5 protein-coding genes are annotated in these 23,734 nt (G+C 72.9%); 1 reads left to right on the top strand and 4 read right to left on the bottom strand.

The window, feature by feature from the left end:
* Positions 1–81: 81 nt before the first annotated feature.
* The 4 genes from ACFVH5_RS28280 to ACFVH5_RS28265 form a co-directional block, all read right to left on the bottom strand.
* A complete protein-coding gene (locus ACFVH5_RS28280) occupies positions 82–942 on the bottom strand; it encodes a glycoside hydrolase family 16 protein (protein ID WP_366782508.1) in 861 nt (286 codons plus the stop codon).
* Between the two features lie 239 nt (positions 943–1,181).
* Positions 1,182–2,042: an ABC transporter ATP-binding protein gene (locus tag ACFVH5_RS28275; protein WP_385836559.1), complete on the bottom strand. Its 861-nt coding sequence runs from the start codon at positions 2,040–2,042 to the stop codon at positions 1,182–1,184.
* Between the two features lie 4 nt (positions 2,043–2,046).
* The gene (locus tag ACFVH5_RS28270) at positions 2,047–3,066 is read right to left on the bottom strand and encodes a FecCD family ABC transporter permease (protein ID WP_385836561.1); all 1,020 of its coding nucleotides are present in this window, start codon (positions 3,064–3,066) and stop codon (positions 2,047–2,049) included.
* A 101-nt stretch (positions 3,067–3,167) separates the two neighbouring features.
* Positions 3,168–4,190, bottom strand: coding sequence for a FecCD family ABC transporter permease (locus ACFVH5_RS28265; RefSeq protein WP_385836557.1), 1,023 nt, complete (start codon positions 4,188–4,190; stop codon positions 3,168–3,170).
* Positions 4,191–4,378: 188 nt separating this feature from the next.
* Here ACFVH5_RS28265 and ACFVH5_RS28260 point away from each other — a divergent pair, with 188 nt between their 5' ends.
* Complete coding sequence (locus ACFVH5_RS28260) at positions 4,379–23,725, top strand: amino acid adenylation domain-containing protein (protein ID WP_385836556.1); 19,347 nt, start codon at positions 4,379–4,381, stop codon at positions 23,723–23,725.
* The last annotated feature ends 9 nt before the right edge of the window (positions 23,726–23,734 follow it).

Genomic DNA, 23,734 nt, shown 5'->3' with positions numbered 1-23,734 from the left:
CTTCCCGGCCGGGCACCGACGTGTTCGGGTCTTGAACGCGTTGTGGCGGCCACGCTTCAGAGGGTGTCGCCGGCGGCTCCGTCAGCCGTCGCTGGTCGTCACCTTCACCTCGTCGACGACCAGTTGCTGCGGGAAGCTGGTCGAACCGTCGGGATCGCCGGGCCAGTAGCCGCCCACCGCGAGATTGAGGATCAGGAAGAACGGCTTGTCGAAGACCCAGGTGTTGCCGTTCAGGTCGGCCGGGGTGCGGGTCTGGTAGACGGTGCCGTCCACGGACCAGGTGATCTTGTTCGGCGCCCAGTCCACCGCGAAGGTGTGGAAGGCGTCCGCGAACGCCTCGCCGTTCGGCAGCGAGTAGCCCGCGCCTATGCCGCCCGAGCCGGAGTAGCCGGGGCCGTGCAGAGTGCCGTGCACGGTTCCGGGCTCGAAGCCCACGTTCTCCATGATGTCGATCTCACCGGAGTTGGGCCAGCCGACGTCGCCGATGTCCTGGCCGAGCATCCAGAACGCGGGCCAGATGCCCTGGCCGCGCGGGATCTTCATCCGGGCCTCGACGTGCCCGTACGTCGCGGTGAACTTGCCGGAGGTGTTGAGCCGCGACGAGGTGTACTCGCACGACCCGTACCAGCACTGGTAGTTGGCCGGGTTCTCGCGGCGGGCCTCGATGACCAGATGGCCCTGGCCGTCGAGCTTCGCGTTGTTGTTGCCGGCCGTGTAGTACTGGCGCTCGTGGTTGTTGACGTTGTCGCCGGTCTCGACCTGCCACTTGCCCTGGTCGACACCGGAGCCGGCGGCCCCGTCGAAGGTGTCGGAGAACGTCACGGCCTGGGCCGCCCGCGGAGTGGGGTCCGCGTGGGCGGCGGGGGCGACGGACGCGGCCGCGACGAGGGCGGCGGGCAGTGCGGCGAGAAGGCATTTGCGGAGCAGACGTGGGGAAGCCACGACTCTCCCTTCCGTGGGGCGTCCCTGTGCGGGGGCGCACCCACTGAGGTGGGGGGAAATGCTTCGCCTCTCGTTCTAAGAAGTGAACGAGATCACTGTCAAGGCATAGGTACGGACCTTCCGTCCCCCCGGCCTCATCTGCCTCTTACGGTCACCGTTCGGTCATACGACGCACACAAGGTGACGTGAACGAGACCTACGCACGCAGGGCGGCGCACGCAAGTCCCGCCCGATAGGGACTAGTCGGCGGCCTGCACCGCCGCCGCCTCCAGGGGCGGGCCTCCGTGGTGGCGGCCCATCGGGATGACCAGGGGGGTGTGGCTGACCGGGTCCATCGTGATGCGGCAGGTCAGGTCGAAGACGTGCTCGACCGTCTCGGCGGTGATGACCTCCGCCGGGCTGCCCTCGGCGACGATCTTCCCGGACTTCATGGCGACGACGTGATCGGCGTACCGGCAGGCCTGGTTGAGGTCGTGGAGCACCATCACGACCGTACGGCTCTCCCGGCGGTTGAGGTCGGTGACCAGGTCCAGGACGTCGATCTGATGGGCCAGGTCGAGATACGTCGTCGGCTCGTCCAGCAGCAGCACGGGGGTGCCCTGGGCGACCGCCATGGCGATCCAGGCGCGCTGGCGCTGGCCGCCGGAGAGTTCGTCGACGGGCCGGTCGGCGAGGTCCGTCATATTGGTCGCGGCCAGCGCCTGGTGCACGGCCTGCTCGTCGGCCTTCGACCACTGCCGCCACCAGGTCTGATGCGGTGAACGGCCGCGGTTGACCAGGTCGATGACGGTCAGCCCCTCGGGCGCCACCGGGCTCTGCGGCAGGATGCCGAGCCGCTGGGCCAGCTCCCTGCTCGGGATGGACTGCAGCGCCCGGCCGTCGAGGTGGACGGCCCCCTCCTTGGGGGCGAGCAGCCGGGCGAGCGCCCGCAACAGGGTCGACTTGCCGCAGGCGTTGGCGCCGACGATGGCCGTGATCCGGCCGGGCGGGACCGCCAGGTCGAGGCCGTCGACGACCAGCCGGTTGTCGTACGCCAGCCGCAGACCGCTCGCCCGCAGATCGGGATCGGGGCCGGGGGCCGACAGGGGTTCAGCCGACATGGAATCAACCTCCTGAGCCCGCGCGGTTGGCGCGGACGAGCAGCCAGAGCAGGACCGGCGCGCCGAGCACACCGGTGACGATGCCGACCGGCAGTTCCGTGCCGGAGACGAGCGTACGGGCGATGAGGTCGCCGCCCAGGACCACCATGGCCCCGGTCAGTCCGGACGCGACGGTGGGCGGCCAGGCCGTACCGGCCAGCCGTTGGGCGATCTGCGGGGCGGCCAGTGCGACGAACGCCACGGGCCCCGCGGACGCGGTGGCGAAGGCGATCAGACCGACCCCGGTGAGCAGGATGGCGAGGCGTACGGGCTGGACGCGCGTACCGAGGCCGGTGGCCACGTCGTCGCCGAGCTGGAGCGTGCGCAGCAGCCGGCCCAGCAGCAGGGCCGTCGGCAGCAGCACGGCCAGCGCGATGGCGAGCGGGCCCACCTGCCCCCAGGTACGGCCGTTGAGGTTGCCGACCAGCCAGCCCAGCGCGGCCTGCGCCTGGAAGCGTCCGCCCTTGGCCACGAGATAGTCGGTGGCGCTCGTGCAGATCCAGGCCACGCCGATGCCGACCAGGATGATCCGGTAGCCGGTGGTGCCGCGCCGCCAGGCCAGTGCGTAGACGGTCAGGGCCGTGACCAGGGCGCCGAACAGGCCGAGTGCCTGGGTGCCCAGGCCGCCGTCCCAGCCCAGCACGATGCCCGCGACGACCGCGGTGCCCGCGCCCTGGGTGAGGCCGATCATGTCGGGGCTGGCCAGCGGGTTGCGGGTCATGGTCTGGAACAGCGCGCCGGAGACCCCGAACGCGATCCCGGCGAGCAGCCCCACCAGGGCGCGGGGCAGCCGCAGTTCCTCCACCACGAGGACGGTGCCGGGGTTGCCGGAGCCCACCAGGGCCCGTACGACGTCGGTGAAGCCGATCGGGTAGTCGCCGGTCGTCAGGCCCCAGCAGAACAGGACGAAGGTGCCCGCGGCGAGCACCACGGACAGGGCCACGAGGCGGGGGCGGAAGACGCCGGAGACGGGCGGGAGCGCCAGCCGGTAGGTGCGGTGGTGGACGGACCCGGCCGAACGGGGAGCGGCGGCGGGGGACGTGAGGGCTGAACGGGATGTGGGGTCGGACTTCTGCTTCGGCACGTTCACACCTCCGCCAGATTGCGCCGACGGACCATGGCGATGAAGAACGGACCGCCGATGAAGGCGACCAGCACCCCCGCCTGGATCTCGGTGGGCCGTGCCACGAGGCGTCCGAGGATGTCCGCGGCGAGCAGCAGGATGGGGGCGAGGACCGCCGACAGGGGCAGCAGCCAGCGCTGGTCGGGGCCGATGCCCGCCGACTGGGCGAGCACGCGGGCCACATGGGGGACCACCAGGCCGAGGAAGACCACCGGGCCGATGACCGCGACCGCCGCCCCCGTGAGCAGGGTGATCGCCGCGACGCCCGCCAGCCGGACCAGGCCGAGGCGCCGGCCGAGCGAGGCCGCCACGTCGTCGCCGAGGGCCAGGCTGTTGAGGGCGGGGGCGCAGGCCAGCGCCAGGACCCCGCCGACGACGAGGAAGGGCAGGACCCGCCACACCATGCCGTTGTCCGCCTCCGCGAGCGAACCGGCGGACCAGAAGCGGTACTTGTTCAGCGCGTCCACGTCCGTGAGCACGATGGCCTGCGTGAACGACCACAGCATCGAGGTGACGGCGATGCCCGCGAGCGCCAGCTTCACCGGAGTCATCCCGGACCGCCCGAGACCGCCCAAAAGATAGACGGCCACCGTGGCGATCAGCGCCCCGCCGAACGCGAACCACACATATCCGTAGAGCGAGTTGATGCCGAGCACGCCGACGGCGAGCACGATGGCGAAGGCGGCGCCCGCGCTGACCCCCAGCACTCCGGGGTCGGCGAGCGGATTGCGGGTCAGTGCCTGCATCAGTGCCCCGGCCAGCCCGAGGGCCGCGCCCGCGGTGATCCCGAGCGCGGTGCGCGGGACGCGCGCCGACCAGACGACGTTGTCCACGAACCGGCTCGGCGCGTCGCCGAACAGAGCCGAGATCACCTGGTCCGGCGGGATGTTGGCCGCGCCGAGCGCCAGTGACAGCAGACACAGGACGGCCAGGACGGTACCCAGCAGTGTCACGAGAAGGACAGGGCGCACTCTCTTGCCCGTCACCTTGCGGTCTCCAACGGCCAGCTCCCTTAGGTTAGGCAGGCCTTAATCGTAGTGGGGATCACGTGGTCCACCGGGACTGGGCCTTTTGGTTAGGTAATCCTTACCTTAGTATGACCTGCGGTCCTCCGGCTGAGCCGGTTCCGCACACTCTGGAGGCACGGTCAGCTGTGTCCGGTTTCGAATCGCGTGTGTCCGGTGTCGACGAGGTTGACGCGACGGCGTACTGGCGTCGACGGCTCGACCCCCTCCCTCAGGAGGCGGTCCTGCCCGTCGACTTCCCGTATCCGCTCAAGCCCGGCGGCGCGCCGCGCACGATCAGTCGCACCCTGGACGCGACGGCCGACGAGGTCACTCTCCTGTCCGCGTTCGTGGCGCTGCTGCACCGCTACGGCGGCGCGCACGACCTCACCGTCGGGTACGGGGGACTGCCGGTCCGGGTGACTCTCGACGGCGGAACCGGGTTCTCCGAACTGGTCCGGCGCGTCGGTGAGGCGTGCGAGGAGGCCGAGACCCACCGCGTCGAACCGGCCTCTCTGGTGGCCGAGTTGAGGCCGGAGCCGACCCGGGGCGGCGGGCTGCTGTTCAACACGTTGTTCGGGACGGACACGGTGTCCGCAGCGGCCACGGCTTCCGGAGCGGAAGCGGGGAGCGGCACTGACTTCACCGGCGTTTACGGGGGCTCGCTCGACCTCGCGCTCGAAGTCCGCGCCGGTGACGTCCGCGTCACCTACCGGCCGGACCTGTTCCGGGACGGGACCGCCCTGCGGACCGCGGGCCACTACGCCACCCTGCTGGCCGACGCGATCGCCCGCCCGTACACCCCGATCGGTGAACTGGACCTGCTGGACGCCGAGGAACGGCACCGCGTCCTGGAGGAGTGGAACGACACCGAGCACGACATCCCGCTGCGGACCTGGCCGGAGATGTTCGCCGACCGGGTACGGGAGCGGCCCGACGAGATCGCGCTCGTCTTCGAGGACACCACACTCACCTACGCGGAACTGGACGAACGGTCCGGCCGGCTGGCCCACGCCCTCGTCGCGCGCGGCGCCGGACCCGAACGCGTGGTGGCCCTCGCCGTGCCCCGCTCGGCCGAACTGATCGTCGCCGAGGTAGCCGTACTGAAGTCCGGCGCCGCCTATCTGCCGGTCGACACCGACTATCCGGCCGACCGCGTCTCGTACATGCTGGCCGACGCCCGGCCCGCCTGCCTGCTCACCACCGCCGAGGTCGCGGCGGACATCCCGCCGTGCGACGGCATGGACGTCCTGGTGCTGGACGCGCCGGACACCGTACGGGAGTTGACGGAGTCTCAGCCGGGCGCACCGGCGCGTTCGCTCTCCGTCGGGAACGCCGCCTACGTCATCTACACCTCCGGCTCCACCGGCCGGCCCAAGGGCGTGGTGCTCTCCCACGCGGGCGTCGCCAAGCTGGTCGCCACGCAGAGCGAGCGGTTCGGCATCGGACCGCACAGCCGCGTCCTGCAGTTCGCCTCGCCGAGCTTCGACGTGGCGTTCTGGGACCTGTGCCTCGGGCTGCTCTCCGGTGGCCGACTCGTCGTCGTACCGGCCGAGTTGAGGGTGCCCGGCGCCCCGCTCGCCGACTACGCCCACGCCAACGGCATCACCTTCATGATCCTCCCGCCGGCCCTCCTCGCCGCGATGCCCGAGGGCGTCGAACTGCCGCCCGCCACCCTGCTCGCTGGCACCGAACGGGTCTCGCCCGAGCTGGTCGGCCGGTACGCGCGCGGCCGGATGATGTTCAACGCGTACGGCCCCACCGAGGCGACCACCAACTCCACCCTCGGCCTCTGCGATCCCGACACCCCCGCCGGCACCATCGTGCCGATCGGCGTCCCCGACCCCGGCACCCGCGCCTACGTGCTCGACGCCCGGCTCCAGCCCGTACCGGCCGGTGTCCCGGGAGAGCTCTACCTCGGCGGAGCCGGTCTCGCCCGCGGCTACCTCGGGCGGCCCGACCTGACGGCCGAGCGGTTCGTCGCGGACCCGTTCGGCCCGCCCGGCGAACGGTTGTACCGCACCGGCGACCTGGTGCGCTGGAAGGCCGACGGCCGGCTGGAGTTCCTGGGCCGCGCCGACGCGCAGGTGAAGATCCGCGGCTTCCGGATCGAACCCGGTGAGATCGAGTCCGTGCTGCGCGCCCACCCGGCCGTGGAGCAGGCCGCGGTCCTGGTCCGCGAGGACCGCCCCGGCGACCGCAGGCTCGCCGCCTATGTCGTTCCCTCGCTGGACGCCGACCAGGACTTCGGCGAACAGGTCCAGGAGTGGAAGGACCTGCACGAACTGCTGTACTCGGCGGCGGGATCCGAGGGCACCCGGGACGGCTCGGCGGGGCCGGGCGCCGGCGCGACCGCGGGCTTCCGGGAGAACTTCGCCGGCTGGAACAGCATGTACGACGGACTGCCCATCCCCGTCGCGGAGATGCGCGAGTGGCGCGAGGCGACCCTCGCCCGTATCGAGGAGCTGGCGCCGCGCCGTGTGCTGGAGATCGGCGTCGGCAGCGGTCTGATCCTCTCCAGGATCGCCCCCGGCTGTGAGGAGTACTGGGGCACCGACCTCTCCGAGGAGGCGGTACGGGCCCTGCGCGCCGAGGTCGACCGGGCGCCGGAGCTGGCCGGCCGGGTGCACCTGAGCGCCCGGCCCGCGCACGACACCTCCGGGCTGCCCCGGGCCCACTTCGACACCGTCGTCCTCAACTCCGTCGCCCAGTACTTCCCCGGCGCCGACTACCTCACCGATGTCATCGCCGCCGCCGCCGAGCTGCTGGCCCCCGGCGGACGGCTGTTCGTCGGCGACGTGCGCAACGCCCGGCTGCTGCGCGTCCTGCGCGCCGCGGTGGAGACGCGCCGCGCGACCGACCCGGGGGACAAGCAGGCACTGCGGGCCGCCGTGGAACGGTCGCTCGCCTGGGAGGGCGAACTCCTCCTGGACCCCGACTACTTCGCGGCCCTCGACGGCTTCGACGTCGACATCCGGGTCAAGCACGGCCACCACCACAACGAGCTGACGCGGTACCGCTACGACGTCGTGCTGACGCCGGCACGGACCGACGGCGGATCCGCCCCGCAGGGGCGCGGGGAACCGCGCGACCGAGCTGAAAGCGACGCTGCCCTTTCGAGCGACCTGGGCGTGGGTGCCGGAGCCCCGCCCACCCCGGCCACGGGCGACGAGATCGCCTGGGCCGACGTGGCCGGCGGCAACGGCGACGCCCTGGACGCCATGGACGCTCTGCTCGTCGGCCGCCGCACAGCGACGCCCGCGGAACACACACCCCCCTTCCGCGTCACCGGTCTGCCCAACGCCCGTCTCGCCGAGGACCTGGCCGCGCTGTCCGCGCTCGACGACAGCAGCCGCGCCGCGTCCCCCGCCGACGCGCCGGACCCGGAAGCCCTCCACGCCCTCGCCGCCCGGTACGGCCTGAAGGCCGCGGTCACCTGGAACGGGGTCGCCGACGACGGCAGCCTCGACGTGGTCTTCGGCCCCGCCGACAGCCTGTCCGCGACCCCGGGCGGGCTGTACCGCCCGTCCGGAACCGCCCCGCACGCCAACCGCCCCGCGCCCTTCCGTGATGTGAACTCCCTGATGAAGGCGCTGCGTTCGTACGCGTCCGAGCAGCTGCCGGAGTACATGGTCCCGTCCGCCGTCGTCCCCCTGGACCGCCTCCCGGTCACCCCGAGCGGCAAGCTCGACGGCGCCGCGCTTCCCGTGCCGGACTACGGGGCCCTCAGCTCCGGCCGCCCGCCGCGCGACGCCCGTGAGGAGGTGCTGTGCGCTGCCTACGCCGAAGTGCTGGGCCTGCGGTCGGCGACCATCGACGACGACTTCTTCGCCCTCGGCGGCGACAGCATCACCGCCATCCAACTGCTCATCCACGCCCGCAGGGCCGGACTGCGGCTCAGCTCCCGCGATGTCTTCCGGCACCGGACGGTCGCGGCCCTCGCGGAGGCGGCGACCGTCCGCCCCGACGCCGACGCTGAAACCGCCACGGGCGGAGGCGCGGGCTCAGGCCCAGGCGCGGGTACGGGAACAGGGGCGGGCGCCTCCCACGCGCAGGCCCCGCTCGTGCGGCTCACCGACGCCGAACTCGCCGAGATCCAGGGCGAGTACCCGGTGACCGTGCAGGAATTGCTGCCCCTGAGCCCCCTCCAGGAGGGCTTCTACTTCCACGCCCTCGTCGACGGCGCCGACCACGACGCCTACGTGGTCCAGCAGGCCCTCGAACTGTCCGGTCCCGTCGACGCCGAGGCCCTGCGCAAGGCCGCCCAGCGCGTCCTCGACCGGCACGCCCCGCTGCGCGCCTGCTTCCGCCCCCTCGCCGACGGACGCCCGGTACAGATCATCACCGAGGGACTGGAACTGCCCTGGCGCGAACTGGACCTGTCGGCGGCGGCACGCGTCGCCGGCACGGAAGCCGGCACGGAAGCCGACATGGAAGCCGCAGTGACGGCCGAGGTGACGGCCGACGCCGTGGCCGCCGAGGAGCGTGCCCGCCGCTTCGACCTCGCCCGACCGCCCCTGCTGCGCTGCGCCTTCATCAGGCTCGGCGAGGACCGCGCCCGTCTCCTGCTGACGTTCCATCACAGTGTGGCCGACGGCTGGTCGTTGCCCGTCCTGCACCGCGAACTGCTCGCTTCCTACGGCGAGAACCCGGCCCCGCTGCCCGAGGTCGCCCCGTACCGCTCGTACCTGCGTACGCTCGCCGCCGCCGACCGGGACACCGCCCGCGAGACCTGGCACGACGCGCTCGCCGGGATCGAGGAGCCCACCCGTCTCGTCGAGACGCCGGCCGACGGCACGCCGATCACGCCCGCGCAGGTCCGTGTCGAGCTGTCCGAGCAGGTCACCGCCCGGCTGTCGGCCCGCGCCCGCGAGCTGGGAGTGACCCTGGGAACGGTCGTCCAGAGCGCCTGGGGCCTGCTGATCGGACGGCTGACCGCCCGCCAGGACGTGGTGTTCGGCACCACCGTCTCCGGCCGGGACGCCGAGGTCGAGGGCATCGAGTCCATGGTCGGGCTGTTCATCAACACCCTTCCCACCCGCTTCCGCTGGGAGCCCTCGGACACCCTCGGCGGTCTCCTCGGGCGCCTCCAGGACGAGCAGGCCGCACTCCTCGACCACCAGCACCTCGGGCTCGCGGAGATCCAGCGGGTCGCCGGGCTCGCGGGCAGCGGCGAACTGTTCGACACCCTCGTCGTCTTCGAGAACTACCCGGCCGCCACCGGTCTCGCCGACCCCTCCGGCCGGGTCCGGGTCACGGGCCACGAGTTCCACGACGCCGTCCACTACCCGCTCGCCCTGATCGTGAAGCCGGGCCGCCGTCTCGACCTGCGGCTGAAGCACCACGCCCAGCGCCTCGACGCCGAGGCCGTACGCGGGATCGCCGACCGTCTCACCCGCATCCTGCACGCTCTGGCGGCGGACCCCGGGCAGTCGGCCGCCGCGCTGGAGCTGCTGTCGGCGGCGGAGCTGTCCCGGGCCCACCCGTCCGGCGAACGCCACGAGGTGCCCGACACCACTCTCGCCGCCGCCTTCGAGGCCCAGGCCGCCCGCACCCCGGCCGCCACGGCGGTCGTGTACGAGGGCGAGACCGTCACGTACGCGGAACTCGACGCCCGAGCAGCGGAGTTGGCGCACAGACTCCGCACGGAGGGCGCCCGGCCCGGCGTCGTCGTCGCGGTCGCCGTCCCCCGCTCCGCCGACCTCATGGTCGCCCTGCTCGGCGTGCTCAGGTCCGGGGCCGCCTACCTTCCCGTCGACGTGGACTACCCCGCCGACCGGGTGACCCACATGCTCACCGACTCCGGCGCGACGACGGTCGTCACCACCTCCGGCACCGCGCACCGACTGCCCGAGGTCCCGGGCCTCGCCCACCTCCTGGTGGACGCCCCGGCGGACGAGCAGCCGGAAGCCGCCGAGCGACCGGAAGCCGCCACCGCCGTCGTGGCGGGCCCCGACGACCCCGCGTACCTGATCTACACCTCCGGCTCCACCGGCCTGCCCAAGGGTGTCGTCGTCACCCATCGCGCGATCGTCAACCGGCTGGCCTGGATGCAGGGCCAGTACGGACTGGCCGCCGACGACCGGGTGCTGCAGAAGACCCCCGCCAGCTTCGACGTCAGCGTCTGGGAGTTCTTCTGGGCGCTGTGCGAGGGTGCCACGGTCGTACTCGCCCGCCCGGACGGCCACCGCGACCCCGCCTACCTCGCCGAGCTGATCCGCGAACAGGGCGTCACCACCCTGCACTTCGTGCCGTCGATGCTCGAAGCGTTCCTCCAGTCCTTCGAGCCGTCCTCCCCGCGTCCGGAGGAGGGCACCGCACCTCCCGCGTGGGCCGCCTCCCTGCGGCGCGTCTTCAGCAGCGGCGAGGCCCTGCCCACCGCCGCGTCGGCCCGCTGGCTGGCCCTCACCGGGGTACCGCTGCACAACCTGTACGGCCCGACCGAGGCCGCCGTCGACGTCACGTACCACCCGTACGACCTCCACGCCATCGCGCCCGGCACGACCGTGCCCATCGGGCAGCCGGTGTGGAACACGGACCTGCGCGTTCTGGACACCTGCCTGAGGCCGGTACCCCCGGGCGTGCCCGGCGAGCTGTACCTGACCGGCGTCCAGCTGGCCCGCGGCTATCACGCCCGGCCGGGCCTGACCGCCGAGCGGTTCGTCGCCGACCCGTACGGCGGGCCCGGCGCGCGCATGTACCGCACGGGCGACCTCGTACGCCGTCGCGCCGACGGAGTCGTCGAGTACCTGGGCCGCACCGACCGCCAGGTCAAGATCCGCGGCAACCGCATCGAACTGGGCGAGATCGAGGCCGCGTTGGCCCGGCAGACGTCCGTCGCCCAGGCCGCCGTCACCGTCACCGCCACCGGGAGCGGCGGCAGCGCGCTCGTGGCGTACGTGGTCCCGGCCCGCGACGCACACCCCGAGCCCGCCGAACTCCAGACGGCCCTCGCCGACTCCCTGCCCGCCCCCATGGTCCCCGGCGCCTACGTCGTCCTGGACGCACTCCCGCTCACCCCCAGCGGCAAGCTCGACCGCGCCGCGCTGCCCGCCCCGCAGGCGGTACGGGCCGGGGCGCGCGCACCCCGCGACGCGCGGGAGGCCGCGCTGACCGGCATCTTCGCCGCGGTGCTGAAGCTCGACGAGGTCGGTATCGACGACGACTTCTTCATGCTCGGCGGCGACAGCATCACCTCGATCGGCGTCTCCAGCCGCGCCCGCCGGGCCGGCCTCGACCTGAACCCCCGTGACGTCTTCGCGCACCGCACCCCGCTCGCCCTGGCCGCGGCGGCCACCCCGGTCGCCGAGACAAGCGCCCCGCGCTCCGACTTCGCCCTCACCGCCGAGGAGACCGAGCGCGTCCACCGGCTCAGCCCCGGCCCCGTGGACGACATCTGGCCGCTCGCCCCGCTCCAGGAAGGCCTGTTCTTCCACTCCACGTACGACGCCGGCACCCTGGACGTCTACACCGTCCACGAGTCGTTCGACATCGCCGTCCCGCTCGACACCGACCGCCTGCGCACCGCCGTACGGGTGCTGCTGGACCGCACCCCCAGCCTGCGTGCCGGGTTCACCAGCGAAGGACTGCGCCAGCCCGTGCAGTTCATCGTCCGCGACCCCGAGATCCCCCTCGAAGAGGTCGACCTCTCCGACCTGTCGGCCACCGAACAGGACATCCGCCTGCGGGAGTTGACCGACGCCGAGCGCTCCCGCCGCTTCGACCTCACCCGCCCGCTGCTTTTCCGCATCCTGGTGATCCGGCTCGGCGAGGAACGCGGCGACCGCCTCGTCGTCGGCCGCCATCTGCTCCTGTGGGACGGCTGGTCCGCCTGGCTCTTCCTCGACCAGCTCTTCGCCCTGTACGAGTCCGGCGGCGACCCGAGCGGACTGGCCGCCCCCGGCTCGTACCGCGACTACCTGACCTGGCTGGAGGTCCAGGACACGGCCGTCGCCACCGCCGCCTGGCGTACCGCGCTGGCCGGACTCGACGAGCCCACCCTGCTCGCCGCCGCCGACCAGGGCCTGGAGCCGGACATCCCGGAGAGCCTCGACGCCCACGTCCCGGACGAGGTCGGGACACGGCTGCGCGACATCGGCCGCCGCCACGGACTGACCCTCAACACGGTGCTCAACGCCGCCTGGGGCCTGACCCTGGCGAGCGCGACCGGCCGCAGTGACGTCGTCTTCGGCACCACCGTCGCGGGCCGGCCGAGCGAGGTGCCGGAGATCGAGAACGTCATCGGCATGTTCCTCAACACCGTCCCCGCCCGTATCGCCTACGACCCGGCCGAACCCGTACTCGCCCTGCTGCGCCGCGTCCAGGACGAGCGGCTGGCCGTCATGCCGTACGAGTATCTGGGCCTCGGTGTGCTGCAGGCCGAGACCGGGCACCGGCGGCTGTTCGACACCCTCTTCGTGCTGCGCAACAGCGACACCGAGGAGCGGCTCGCCGAACTGAGCGACCAGCACGGGGCCACGGCCGTCGCCAACGTCGACGCCACGCACTATCCCGTCAACCTGGTCGTCACCCCGGGCCGCTCCATCCAGGTCACCCTGACCCACCGGGCCGACGTCGTCGCGCGGCCCCAGGCGCAGGACCTGCTCGACCGGTTCACGCTGCTCCTCGAACGGCTCACCCACGACCTCGACGCCCCGGTCGGACGACTGGACGCTCAACTCCCCGCCGAGCACGAGCGATCGGAGCGTGAGAGGGCCGAGGGGCGGGTGCCCGACCCCGAGGACACCATCGCCGACCTGCTGGCGGCACAGGCCCTGGCCACGCCCGACACCACCGCCCTCGTCTTCGGCGACCAGACCCTCACCTACGCCCAGCTCGACGCCCGTATCAACCGCATGGCCCGACTGCTGATCGACCGGGGCGCCGCACCCGAGCGGGTCGTCGCGCTCGGACTGCCCCGCTCCCTCGACATGGTCGTCGCGCTCTTCGCCGTCCTGCGCACCGGTGCCGCGTACCTGCCCCTGGAGCTGGACCATCCGGACGACCGGCTCGTCGCGATGCTCCAGGACGCCCGGCCCACACTGCTGCTGTCCAACACCGCCGTCTCCGAACGGCTGGCGGCGGCCGACACCCCCCGCGCCCTCCTCGACGACCTGGCGGTGACCGTCGAACTGGCCGCCTACCCGGCCGACCTGGAGCGGCGGCGCTTCAGCCTGGAGCACCCGGCGTACGTCATCTACACCTCCGGGTCCACCGGCCGGCCCAAGGGTGTCGTCACGCCCTACCGCGGCCTGACCAACATGCAGCTCAACCACCAGCGGGAGATCTTCGAACCGGCCATCGCCTCGGCGGGCGGACGCGGACTGCGCATCGCGCACACGGTGTCGTTCGCCTTCGACATGTCCTGGGAAGAGCTGCTGTGGCTCGTCGAGGGGCATGAGGTGCACATCTGCGACGAGGAGCTGCGGCGCGACGCCGAGGCCCTGGTCGCGTACTGCGAGACCCACCGCGTCGACGTCATCAACGTGACGCCCACCTATGCCCATCTCCTCATCGAGCAGGGCCTGTTGGAGGGTCACCGGCCGCCGCTCGTGCTGCTCGGCGGCGAGGCCGTGTCCGAGACCGTGTGGAACCGGCTCCGCGACACCGAGGGCACGTACGGCTACAACCTCTACGGGCCGACCGAGTACACCATCAACACTCTCGGCGGCGGCACCCTCGACAGCGCCACCCCGACCGTCGGCCGTCCGATCCGCGGAACCCGCGCCCACATCCTGGACGCCTGGCTGCGGCCGGTGCCCGAGGGCGTCCCCGGCGAGCTGTACATCGCGGGCATCGGTCTGGCCCGCGGCTACCTGGAGCGGCCGGGGCTGACCGCCGAGCGGTTCGTCGCCGACCCCTTCGGCGAGCCCGGCGAGCGCATGTACCGCACCGGCGACCTCGTACGCCGGGGCCCCGACGGCAACCTCGACTTCCTCGGCCGCACCGACGACCAGGTCAAGATCCGCGGCTACCGCGTGGAACTGGGCGAGATCGAGACCGCGCTCTCCCGGCACCCCCAGGTCGCGCACGCGGCCGTGGTCGTCCGCGACGAACGGCTCGTCGGCTATGTCGTCCCGGCCCCGCTCACCGGCGGCGACCGTGACGGCGCCGAACGCGAGCAGGTCGGCGAGTGGCAGGAGATCTACTCCGACGAGTACGAGGAGATCAGCACCGCCGTCTTCACCGAGGACTACGCGGGCTGGGACTCCTCGTACGACGGGCAGCCCATCCCCTTCGAGGAGATGCGGGAGTGGCGCGAGGCCACCGTCGCCCGGATCCGCTCGCTGCGACCGCGCCGCGTCCTGGAGATCGGTGTCGGCTCCGGCCTGCTGCTGTCGAAGCTCGCGCCGGAGGCCGAGGCCTACTGGGCGACCGACTTCGCCGCCCCCGTCATCCGCAAGATCGGCGAGGAGCTGGCGCAGGACCCGGAGCTGGCCGCACGGGTCACCCTGCGCGCCCAGCCGGCCGACGACCTGACCGGTCTGCCCGCCGACGGGTACTTCGACACGATCGTCATCAACTCCGTCATCCAGTACTTCCCGAGCATCGACTACCTGACGACGGTGATCGAGGGAGCCATGCGGCTCCTGGCGCCGGGCGGCGCGCTGTTCGTCGGTGACGTCCGCAACCTGCGCCTCGCCCGGACCTTCCAGACGGAGATCCAGCGGGCCAGGACCCAGGGCATCACGGGGGAGGGACTTGAGCGCGCCGTCGAACGCGGGCTGCGCCTGGAGAAGGAACTCCTCGTCGACCCCGACTACTTCACCACCCTCGGCCACCGCGTCGACCTGCGGACCAAGCGCGCCCGCCACCACAACGAGCTGACCCGCCACCGCTACGACGCCGTCCTGTACGCGGGTGAGGCCGACCTCGCCCTGGAGCGCGTGCCGTCCGTCGGCTACACCGAAGACCTCGATCTGACCGACCTCGTCCGTGCGGTCACCCCGCTGCGGTTCACCGGCGTTCCCGACGCCCGCGTGGGGGCCGCCGGGGGAGTGGACCCCGAGGAGCTGCACGACCTCGGCGCGCGGCTGGGCTGCCAGGTCCTGACGACCTGGTCCCGCGAACCCGGCACGTACGACGCCGTGTTCATCCCCGCCACCGCCACCGAAACAGACACCGACTCCCTCGCCGCCGGCCCCGGGCGTACCGCCGGGCTCTACCTCCCCGGCGGCGGCGAGGCCCCGTACGCCAACGAGCCCACCGCGGCCCGGGGAGCGAACAGCCTGGTCCGGCGGCTGCGCGACGATCTCAAGCAGCAGCTGCCCGAGTACATGGTCCCGGCCGCGTTCGTGACCCTCGACCGGCTGCCCATGAACGACAACGGCAAGCTGGACCAGCGCGCCCTGCCCGACGCCGAACCCGCGGTCGCCCTCGGCACCGGCCGCGGACCGCGCACCCCGCAGGAAGAGGTGCTCTGCCGTCTCTTCGCCGAGGTACTGGGACTGCCCGAGGTCGGCGCGGAGGACGGCTTCTTCGACCTGGGCGGCCACTCGCTGCTCGCCACCCGGCTGATCAGCCGGGCCCGCACCGAGCTGGGCGCCGAGCTGGCGATCCGCGACCTCTTCGAGGCGCCGACACCCGAACTGCTCGCCGCACGGGCCGACAGCGGGCGCCCCGCCCGTCCGGCCGTCGCCCCCGTCGTACGCCCCGACCGCATCCCGCTCTCACCGGCCCAGCGCCGGCTGTGGCTGGTCGAACGCATCACCGGCAGCGGTGTCGCGTACAACTTCCCGCTGGTCTTCCGGCTGCGCGGGGAACTCGATCTCGACGCGCTGCGGTCCGCGCTGAGCGATGTGGCGGGTCGGCACGAGGCGCTGCGCACGGTGTTCCACGAGCACGACGGAGAGCCGTACCAGGTCGTCGTCCCGGCCGCCGAGGCCGCGCCCGGCCTCACCGTGACGGACTGCGCCGAGCAGGCACTGGACGGGCTGATCGAGTCGGCGCAGCAGCGCCCCTTCGACCTGGCGCGCGAACTCCCGCTGCGCTGCGAGGTGTTCAGGGTCGGCCCGACCGACCACGTGGTGGCTGTCGTACTGCACCACATCACGACCGACGAATGGTCCGACCGGCCGTTCCTGGCCGACCTGAACACCGCGTACGCGGCCCGGGTCGCGGGTCAGGAGCCCGACCGGGCGCCGCTGCCCGTGCAGTACGCCGACTACACGCTGTGGCAGGAACAGCTCCTCGCCCAGGTCGGCGACGAACAACTGGCGTACTGGACGCAGGCGTTGCGCGACCTTCCCGAGGAGCTGGCGCTGCCCCTGGACCGGCCGCGGCCCGCCGAGCCCACCGGACTCGGCGGCAAGGTCCGCCACGAGGTGCCCGCAGAGGTCGGCCGCACCCTGCGCGAGCTGTCCGGCGAGACCGGCACCAGCATGTTCATGCTCCTCCAGGCGGCCACGGCGACCCTGCTGCACCGGCTGGGCGCGGGCGACGACATCCCGCTCGGCGCGCCCATCGCGGGCCGCACGGACAGCGGACTCGACGACCTGGTCGGCTTCTTCGTCAACACCCTGGTCCTGCGCACCGACCTGTCGGGCGACGACCTGACGTTCCGTCAACTGGCCGGCAGGGTGCGTGAGTCGGCGCTCGCCGCCTTCGAGCACCAGGACCTGCCCTTCGACCGGGTCGTGGAGGCCGTCAACCCGCCGCGGGTGGCGGGCCGCAACCCGCTGTTCCAGGTGATGCTGGGCTACCACTACCGACCCGACGGCGACCCCGACCTGCTGGGCCTGTCCACCGAGTGGTCCGACATGGACACCGGCAGGGCCAAGTTCGACCTGCACTTCACCTTCGTGGACGAGCAGGACCGGCTGGTCCTGCTGCTCGACTACGCGACCGACCTGTGCGACGGAACGACGGCGGAACGCCTCGCCGGACGCCTGGTCCGACTGCTGGCGCAGGTCGCCGACACGCCGGACCTGCCCGTGCGTGAGGTGGAGGTGCTGACGCCGGACGAGCGGGCGCTCGTCCTCGCGGACTGGAACGACACGGCCCACGAGACGGCCCCCACCACCCTCCCCGAGCTGTTCCGTGCCCAGGCGGCCCGCACACCCGACGCGCTCGCGCTGGTCTTCGGCGAACAGCGGCTGACGTACGCCGAGTTGGACGCGCGCGTCGAACACACCGCACGGGTGCTGGCCGGCCTCGGCGTGGGTCCCGAGCGCACGGTGGCCGTCGCGCTGCCGCGCTCGGCGGACCTCGTGATCGCCCTCCTCGCGGTGCATCGCGCGGGCGGCGCCCATCTGCCGCTGGACGCCGACTACCCGCAGGAGCGCCTCGCGTTCATGCTGGAGGACGCCCGTCCGGTGTGCGTGATCCGCGACGGCCTGCCCGAGGGGCCCGAGGGCCCGCTTCCCGGCGCGTACGACCCGTCGAGCCCCGCCTATGTCATCTACACCTCCGGTTCCACGGGACGTCCGAAGGGTGTGGTCGTACCGCAGTCGGGCATCGTCAACCGCCTGCTGTGGATGCAGGACGCCTACGGCCTGACCGGCGCGGACCGGGTGCTCCAGAAGACCCCGTCCAGCTTCGACGTCTCCGTCTGGGAGTTCTTCTGGCCGCTGATCACCGGGGCCGCCCTGGTGGTCGCCCGGCCCGACGGACACAAGGACCCCCGCTATCTCGCCGAGCTGATCCAGCGGCAGGACGTCACCGTCGCGCATTTCGTGCCCTCGATGCTCCAGCTGTTCCTGGAGGAGCCGGCCGCCGCGGGATGCGTGGGCCTGCGCAAGGTGATGTGCAGCGGCGAGGCCCTGCCCGCCCCGCTCACGCACCGCTTCCACCGGACGCTCGCCTCCACCGAACTGCACAACCTGTACGGGCCGACCGAGGCCTCCGTCGACGTCACCGCGGCCCAGGTGCATCCGGGCGCCACCTCGGTGCCCATCGGACGGCCGGTGTGGAACACCCGCGTGTACGTCCTCGACGCCGCGCTGCGGCCGGTCCCGCCGGGTGTGGCGGGTGAGCTGTACCTCGCCGGTGCCCAGCTGGCCCGTGGCTATCTCGACCGCGCCGGACTGACCGCCGAGCGGTTCGTCGCCGACCCGTACGGCGGGCCCGGCGAGCGCATGTACCGCACGGGCGACCTCGCCCGCTGGACGTCCGACGGCACGGTCGAGTACCTGGGCCGCACCGACGACCAGGTCAAGATCCGCGGCTTCCGGATCGAACTCGGCGAGATCGAGTCCGTCCTCGGGCGCCACGACACCGTCGCCCAGGCCGTCGTCGTCCCGCACGGCCAGCGACTCGTGGCGTACGTCGTCCCGGCGGCGGGACGCGACACGGACCCTGCCGTCTCCAGTGCCTCTGCGGTTCCTGGCGTCTCCGGCACCTCCGCTGCCGCCGCGGTTCCCGAGGTCTCTGCCGCGCTGCGCAGGCACGCCGCCGCCGAGCTGCCCGAGCACATGGTCCCCGCGGCCTTCATGGCCCTGGACGCCCTGCCGCTGACCCCCAACGGCAAGCTCGACCGCAGGGCACTGCCCGCGCCCGACTTCGCGGCCGGTACCACCGAATCCCTGCCCCGCACCCCGCGCGAGGAGATCCTCTGCGGTCTGTTCGCCGAGGTCCTGGACCTGGAACGCGTCGGTGTCCACGACGACTTCTTCGCCCTGGGCGGTCACTCCCTGGTGGCCATGCGGCTCGCCGCCCGCGTCCGGGCGGTGCTCGGCGCCGAGGCGTCCCTGCGCACGGTCTTCGACGCCCCGACACCCGCCCGACTCGCCGACGCGCTCCGCGACGGGGCGACCGACGGGGCCCGCGCCGACCTGCCCGTCCTCGCCCCGGCGGACCGGCCGGATCGGCTGCCGCTCTCCTTCGCCCAGCAGCGGCTGTGGGTCCTGTACCGGGTGGAGGGCCCGAGTCCCACGTACAACATTCCGCTGGTCTGGCGGCTCTCCGGCGCCCTCGACGCCGACGCGCTGCGGATCGCGGTCGACGATCTGGTGGCCCGCCACGAGCCGCTGCGCACCGTCTTCCCCGAGGAGGACGGACGGGCGTACCAGCTGATCCTGGAGCCCCAGCGGGCCGGGATCGCCGTGCGGACCACCTCCGTGAGCGGTGAGGAGGAACTGGCGGAACGGCTGGCCGAGGCCGTCGGGTACGGCTTCGAGCTGGACCGGGAGGCGCCCCTGCTCGTCCACCTCTTCCGAACCGCCGAGGACGAGCACGTCCTGCTGCTCCTGCTCCACCACATCGCGGGCGACGAGTGGTCGGACCGGCCCCTCACCCACGACCTGGCCGCCGCCTACGCGGCGCGCGCGACGGGCGGTACGCCCGCGTGGGCACCCCTGCCCGTCCAGTACGCCGACTACAGCCTGTGGCAGCGTGCGGTGCTCGGCGACGAGAAGGATCCGCGGAGCCTGGCGTCCCGCCAACTCGACTTCTGGAAGCAGGCGTTGGCAGGGCTGCCCGAAGAGCTGGCGCTGCCCGCCGACCGGCCCCGCCCGCTGGAGGCCAGCTACCGCGGTGGCGTGGTCGACATGGCCCTGGACGCGGAGCTGGCGGCGGGACTGCGCGAGCTGGCCCGGTCCGGCAACGTCAGCATGTTCATGATCGTCCAGGCGGCCGTGGCCGCCCTGCTGACCAGGCTGGGCGCCGGTACGGACATCCCGCTCGGCAGCCCGATCGCCGGGCGGAGCGAAGAGGCGCTGGAGGACCTGGTCGGGTTCTTCCTCAACACCCTGGTCCTGCGCACCGACACCTCCGGCGACCCGGCGTTCCGCGAACTGCTCGCCCGCGTCCGGGAGACCGACCTGGCCGCCTTCGACCACCAGGACGTGCCGTTCGAGCGGGTGGTGGACGTCCTCAGCCCCGCGCGCTCGCTCTCCCGGCACCCGCTGTTCCAGGTCATGGTCGTGTATCTCGCGGCGGGCGGTACGGGGGACTTCCTCGCCGGCCTCGACGCGCGACGCGAGGAAGTCGGCGCGACCGGCGCCAAGTTCGACCTCTCCTTCGACTTCGTGGAGCGCGGCGGTCATGACGTGGAGGGTGGCGGCGGTGTCGACGGCGTACTGGAATACAGCACCGACCTCTTCGATCACGCGACCGCCGAGGCGATCGCCGAACGGCTCGTGCGGCTGCTGCGGGCCGTGGTCGCCGCCCCCGACACCCCGATCGGCCGCATCGACATCCTCGGCGACGCGGAACGCCGGCGCATCCTCACCGAGTGGAACGACCGGCCCCTGCTCGCCGGACCGACCACCGTACCGGCCCTCTTCGAACGGCAGGCGGCTCTCTCACCGGACGCACCGGCCGTCGCGTCCGACGGCATCAAGCTGACGTTCGCCCAGCTCAACGCGAAGGCGAACCGGCTCGCCCGGCTGCTCGTCGCCCAGGGCGCCGGACCGGAACGCCTCGTCGCACTGGCCCTGCCCCGCACCGCCCGCACCCTGCTGGCCATCCTCGCCGTGCACAAGGCGGGCGCCGCCTACCTGCCGCTCGACCCGGACGCCCCGACCACCCACCTGACCGACACCCTCGCCGACGCCCGCCCGGTCCTGACGCTCACCACACGACAGCTCGCACCGCTGCTCCCCGCGGACGGCCCGCCGGTACTGGAACTCGACGCCGAGGCGACCGCCGAACTGCTCGCCGCCCAGCCCGCGACCGACCTCACGGACACGGACCGCATCGCGGCTCTGACCCCGCCCAGTCCGGCGTACGTCATCTACACCTCCGGCTCCACCGGCCGCCCCAAGGGTGTCGTCGTCACCCACGAGACGGTCGGCAACCTCTTCCACAGCCACCGCGAGACGCTGTACGAGCCCGCGAGGGCGATCACCGGACGACGGCATCTGCGTGCGGGACACGCCTGGGCGTTCTCCTTCGACGCCTCCTGGCAGCCGCAGCTGTGGCTCCTGGACGGACACTGCGTCCACGTCGTCTCCGACGAGACCCGCCGCGACCCCGATCTCCTTGCCGCGGCCGTCGTCGAGCACGGCTTCGACTTCCTTGAGGTCACCCCGTCGTTCTTCGCGCAGATGGCCGGGACCGGACTCGTACGCGAGGACGGCAGCAGCCCCCTCGCGGTCGTCGGCGTCGGCGGCGAGGCCGTGCCGGGCGCACTCTGGGAACGGCTCGGACGCCTGAACGGTACCGAGGCGTTCAACCTGTACGGACCCACCGAGTCCACCGTCGACGCGCTCGTGGCCCGGGTGCGCGACAGCGACCGCCCGCTCGTCGGCCGCCCGGTCGCGGGCACCAGCGCGTACGTCCTCGACGACCGGCTGCAGCCCGTCCCGCCCGGAGTGACGGGCGAGCTGTACCTGGCGGGCGGCGGCCTCGCCCGCGGCTACCTCGGCCGGCCCGCCCTGACGGCCGAACGTTTCGTCGCCAACCCCTTCGGAGGCGCCCCCGGCTCCCGCCTCTACCGCACCGGCGACCTCGCCCGCTGGACGGCCGACGGACACCTCGACTACCTGGGCCGTGCCGACGACCAGGTCAAGATCCGCGGCTTCCGCATCGAACCCGGCGAGATCGAATCCGTCCTCACCGCCCACCAGGACGTCGCACAGGCCGTGGTGACGGTCCGTCAGGAAGGCGCGCGGAAACTGCTCGTCGCGTACGTGGTCCCGGCGTCCGGCGCACTGCCCGACCCCGGGCGGCTGCGCGCCCACGTCGGCGGACAGCTGCCCGACCACATGGTCCCGGCCGCCGTGGTCCTCCTGGACCGGCTGCCGGAGCTCGCCAACGGCAAGCTGGACCGGGCCGCCCTGCCCGCCCCGGACTTCTCCGCGCTCTCCACCGGGCGTGCGCCCGGGACCGAGCTGGAGAAGACCCTGTGCACGGTGTTCGCCGAGGTGCTGGGTCTGGCCGAGGTCGGCGTCGACGACGACTTCTTCACCCTCGGCGGCGACAGCATCATGGCGATGCAACTCGTCAGCAGGGCCCGCGCGGCCGACGTGCGGATCACTCCGCGCCTGGTGCTCCGGCACCGTACGGTCGCCGGTCTCGCCGAGGTCGCGACCACCACCGGTGCCGCCGACGCCCGTCCCGCCGACGACGGCACCGGCATCGTGCCGCTCACCCCGGTCATGCACTGGCTGCGCGAACTCGGCGGCCCGTTCCAGGGCTACCACCAGTCGGCCCTGGTCCGCACCCCCGCCACCCTGGACCGCCCGAAGCTCACGGCGGTCCTGCGGGCCCTGGCAGCCCGCCACGCGATGCTGCGCGGCACGCTGGTGCGTACCGCGCCCCTTGAGGGGCGCGGGGAACTGCGCGACCAGCCCCCACTGACCGTGAGCCGACGAACGGCCGCAGTCGGCGAGGACGGCAACGGCGGCACCTGGAGCATCGCAGTCCCGCCCACGGACTCCGTGGACCCCGGGTCCTGGATCGAGCGCGTCGACGTCGCGGGCCTGGACGCCGACGCCCTGCGGACCGCGGTCGCGGAAGGCGCCCACACCGCCCGCGCGACCCTGGCCCCCGACGCCGGAACCATGGTGAAGGCGGTGTGGTTCGACGCGGGCGACGAACCCGGCAGGCTGCTCCTGATGGCCCACCACCTCGTGACCGACGGAGTCTCCTGGCGCATCCTGCTGCCGGACATGGAGACCGCCTGGCGAGCGGTCGAGGCGGGACGCCCCGTCGAGCTGCCGCCCGTCGACACCTCCTTCCGCACCTGGGCGCGCACGCTCGAAGAACTGGCCCAGGACCCGGCCCGCGAACAGGAACTGCCTTTCTGGACAAGCGTGTTGGAGGGCGCTGCCCCCCTGCCGCTGAAGAGCCCGCTGGACCCGGTCCGCGACACGACCGGCACCGTACGGCGGCTGGAGCTGCGGCTGCCCGCCGAGCACACGGGCCCGCTGCTGTCCGCGGTGCCCTCCGCCTTCGCCGCGAACGTCAACGACGTACTGCTCACCGGCCTCGGACTCGCCGTGGCCGACTGGCGGCGACGGCACGACGGCGGCGCCGGGGGACCGGTCCTGGTGGACCTGGAGAGCCACGGCCGCGACGAGGAGGTGGCCGGGGACGTCGACCTGTCCCGCACGGTCGGCTGGTTCACCAGCATCTTCCCCGTCCTCCTGGACCCGGGCCCCGTCGACCTGGACGCGGCCCTGGAGGGCGGCCCGGCCGTCGAGGAGGCGCTCGACCGGACCCGCCGGCACCTCGCCTCGCTGCCCGCGAACGGCGTCGGCTACGGCATGCTCCGCCACCTCAACCCCCGTACCGCACCGGTGCTCGCCGGCTTCGAGGCGCCGCCGATCGAGTTCAACTACCTGGGGCGCTTCGGCATCCCGGAGGCGACGGACTGGTCGTACGCCCCCGAGGAGGACGTCTCGGACATCGGTCCCGAGCCCGGTATGCGGGAAGGGCACGCGCTGGGCATCAACGTGGTGACCGAGGACCGCGCCGACGGGCCCGTCCTGGCCGCCCACTGGTCCTGGCCGGAGGCGGTCCTGGACGAGGAGGTGGTCCGCGATCTGGCGGAGAGCTGGTTCCGGGCGCTCAGGGCGCTGGTCGCCCGCGCGGCGAACCGTGCGACCGGGGCGGCCGGAACCACCGGTGACTAGTTCCCTCTC

Source organism: Streptomyces sp. NPDC127119, assembly GCF_042677425.1.
GTDB lineage: Bacteria > Actinomycetota > Actinomycetes > Streptomycetales > Streptomycetaceae > Streptomyces.
The sequence above is the reverse complement of the archived record's forward strand: the minus strand, read 5'-3'. Positions and strand labels throughout refer to the sequence as shown.